Consider the following 2,736-nt stretch of genomic DNA (forward strand, 5'->3'; position numbering starts at 1 on the left):
TGTGCCAAGAGCCGACATGAGCGAACGAGTGAGAAAGCAGCCCTCGATCATCGCCCGCCCCGCTCATTCACGGGGCGGGCTGACGCCTGGCCTCGACGCCCGTGCCGCATGGCGGAACAATGCGAAGTCGACGGGCAGCAGCCGTTTGAGGTCAAGCGTCGATCGCTGGCCGATCGCCGTGCGGTTCTCGGCGAGCCAGGTATCGGCGGCCACGCTGCCGAGGCCGAACAGGTAATCGATGAAGGCCCGGCTGTTGTTCATTTTGCTCGAGGCGCCGAGCGCCGCGAGGATGTGACCGGCGTCGATGCCGTGGAAATGAATGCCAGGGACACGCGCGGCGTCGATCAACCCCTCGTCCACCATGTCGATGATCACCGCGATCGCGGTCAGCTCCAGCCAGAACGTCGAGTTGAAGCTGATCTCGTTGACACGGTTGATGATGTCGCGGGCGTGGCGCGGCGTTTCGTCGCGCACGAGCGGGTTGATGCCGATGATGATCAGGTCGTTGACACAGCCCTCGCGCAGGAACGGGGCGATCGCGGGATTGCCGGTATAGCCGCCATCCCAATAGGGCTCGCCGTCGATCTCGACGGCGGGAAAGACGAATGGAAGGCACGCTGAGGCGAGAACGGCGTCGAGCGAAACGTCCCTGGTATCGAAGATGCGACGCCGGCCGGTGCGCACATTGGTCGCGCACAGCATGACGCGGACGCGGTCCTGCGCCCGCAGGCGCTCGAAGTCGACCTGTTCCGCGAGCAGGCCGCGCAGTGGATGATAGCCGAGCGGATTGAGATCGTAGGGCGACCAGATGCGGCTCATCATGTCGAAGAAGATGTAGGCCGGCGAATTGTCGAGATGCCAGACCTCGCCGAAACTGCCGGCCGCCGGCGCGAAGAACGTTGCTAGCCCCGGGATGCTCGCAACCGACTCCCAGAACAGCCGCAGCGCCTTGCGCGCCTCCGCGGCGCCGCCACGCGCGACGCCGTCGGCCAGCACTACCGCGTTCATTGCGCCGGCACTCGTGCCCGTAACGCTGTCGACGGCGAAGGCGGGCTCCTGAAGCAACCGGTCGAGGGCGCCCCAGGTGAACGCGCCGTGCGAGCCGCCGCCTTGCAGGGCGACACCGACGTTGCGGAGCCTCGGTGCTGGAGCTGATCGTTCTTGATCCATTGACGGAATCCTTCCCGCGTTTCGTCGGCGCAACGGTGCCCGGCAGTGACCGTGCGGCATTATCGCGCGTTCATGGGGATGTTGCGGCCCTGAATCCATCCGGCCCCGAGCGGCCAAGCAGCTGCCGCGCCGCCGAGCAGCATGATTTCGCGTCGTTTCAAATGATGGAATTGCATCCGATCCCTCACCTGGCTGACTGGTATGATCGCACGGAGCAGGATATCAAATTCGCGAGGGTCGGTAAGCGTGCAGCGCAATGCAGCATCTCCTGCTCTGCTGGCAGCTAATTCCGAGGGGCCTATGCCGATCCTCAGCGAGGCAAGGCAGCCTGATCCAGATGGGGTGGGGGGAGGTACCAAATCGAAATGATCATCAACCCCATGCAAAGCGCTCACGACGCACCTCGGTGCAAAGCCAAATCGAAACGAACGGGGAAGCGCTGTCGTGCGCCCGCGGTAAGCGGCTGTCGCGTCTGTCGGATGCACGGAGCCCGGGGCGGCGCACCGACCGGCGAGCAGAATGGGAATTATCGGCATGGTAAGCGCACGAAAGAAGCGATCCAGGCAGTGAGGTACATCAACTTGCTGTCGCGCTTGGTGCGCAAATTCTGAGAAAAGCGTGTTGGCGGGCACCGTCGTCGAGATGTTTAGTCGATGCGTGTTCGCCATGATCGAGGACGATTTGCGGGCGCGGCTGGCTGTGCCGGTTGAGCCGTCTATAAGTGAACGGCGCTAACGATGATGAAGGCCATGCCAGTAAAGACCGAAACGACTATGAAAGTACCGGCGACTAAGTCCCAAATCTCGCCTTTTGAGTGCTCGTCCATGGGATCTCTCCTGCTAGCCCCCCATGGATGACATCTATTGTCGGGTGTAATCTGTTCTTTTTATGAAGGATTTTGATCGACATTGTGCCAACGCAATTCGCGACAATCCCATTGGAACATTCCTCGTTTGCCCGGGTTGTGATCGCGGGACCGACTGTGCCCTGGCGCAGCCGGTCTGGAGACCGCAATGTTGACTGGCCCGGTGTATCAGCGCCGGGCCTTCTCTTTGTGCCGTGGTTGAGAGCAAACAGGGGCTTTACATCTGTCGGCAAAATGCTTGATTTACGAACAGTCGACTGCCGGGAGGCCAGCAAATCATGGGTGAATTCCGCCCTCTGGCCGGTGCCGCCGGCTATCGTAAATCGAACAGTTCATCGTGGTGGCTGCCGATTTAGGGCAGATCGAGCCGGGATCGGTGGTGCACCTCTGGCAGTTGGGAAAGATCGACTATGTGACCGGCTTCTTGGACGAGCAATCAACCCAAAACTGGCTGAAGACAGAGCATTGCGCCCACCCATAACGAAATAACGCGCCAGTGATCTTCTAAAGACCGCCAACGCGTTATTTAACTGGGGATTCCTGTACATCCGAGGAAATCTCTCAGACACCCAGTTTACCGCACAAAATCGAAATTTGAAAAACGGACCGAGGCGGACCCGGTCAAAACCGCCCTTTTTCCGGCCGATCTGGAAGTGATTGAACGAATGCCGTTTGCTGACTCCCACGGGGAAATAGCCGAT

2 protein-coding genes are annotated in these 2,736 nt (G+C 60.6%); one reads left to right on the plus strand and one right to left on the minus strand.

Annotated elements, in window-relative coordinates; translation table 11 throughout:
- Positions 1–63 precede the first annotated feature (63 nt).
- On the minus strand, positions 64–1,170 hold the full coding sequence (locus VNX23_RS09950; RefSeq protein WP_325629518.1) for a patatin-like phospholipase family protein: 1,107 nt from the start codon (positions 1,168–1,170) through the stop codon (positions 64–66).
- Between VNX23_RS09950 and VNX23_RS09955 the strand changes: the two genes are divergently transcribed.
- Positions 1,143–1,457 carry a hypothetical protein gene (locus VNX23_RS09955; RefSeq protein ID WP_325629520.1) on the plus strand — a complete coding sequence of 105 codons (315 nt, stop codon included), beginning with the start codon at positions 1,143–1,145 and terminating at the stop codon, positions 1,455–1,457. The two genes, VNX23_RS09950 and VNX23_RS09955, sit on opposite strands and share 28 nt — an antisense overlap.
- Positions 1,458–2,736: the final 1,279 nt, after the last annotated feature.

It is taken from the genome of Bradyrhizobium sp. (genome assembly GCF_035570375.1).
GTDB lineage: Bacteria > Pseudomonadota > Alphaproteobacteria > Rhizobiales > Xanthobacteraceae > Bradyrhizobium.

What these genes read in the sequence shown, in the direction of transcription:
- VNX23_RS09950 (WP_325629518.1), bottom strand. Translation starts at nt 1,170, where the DNA reads ATGGATCAAGAACGATCAGCTCCAGCACCGAGGCTCCGCAACGTCGGT.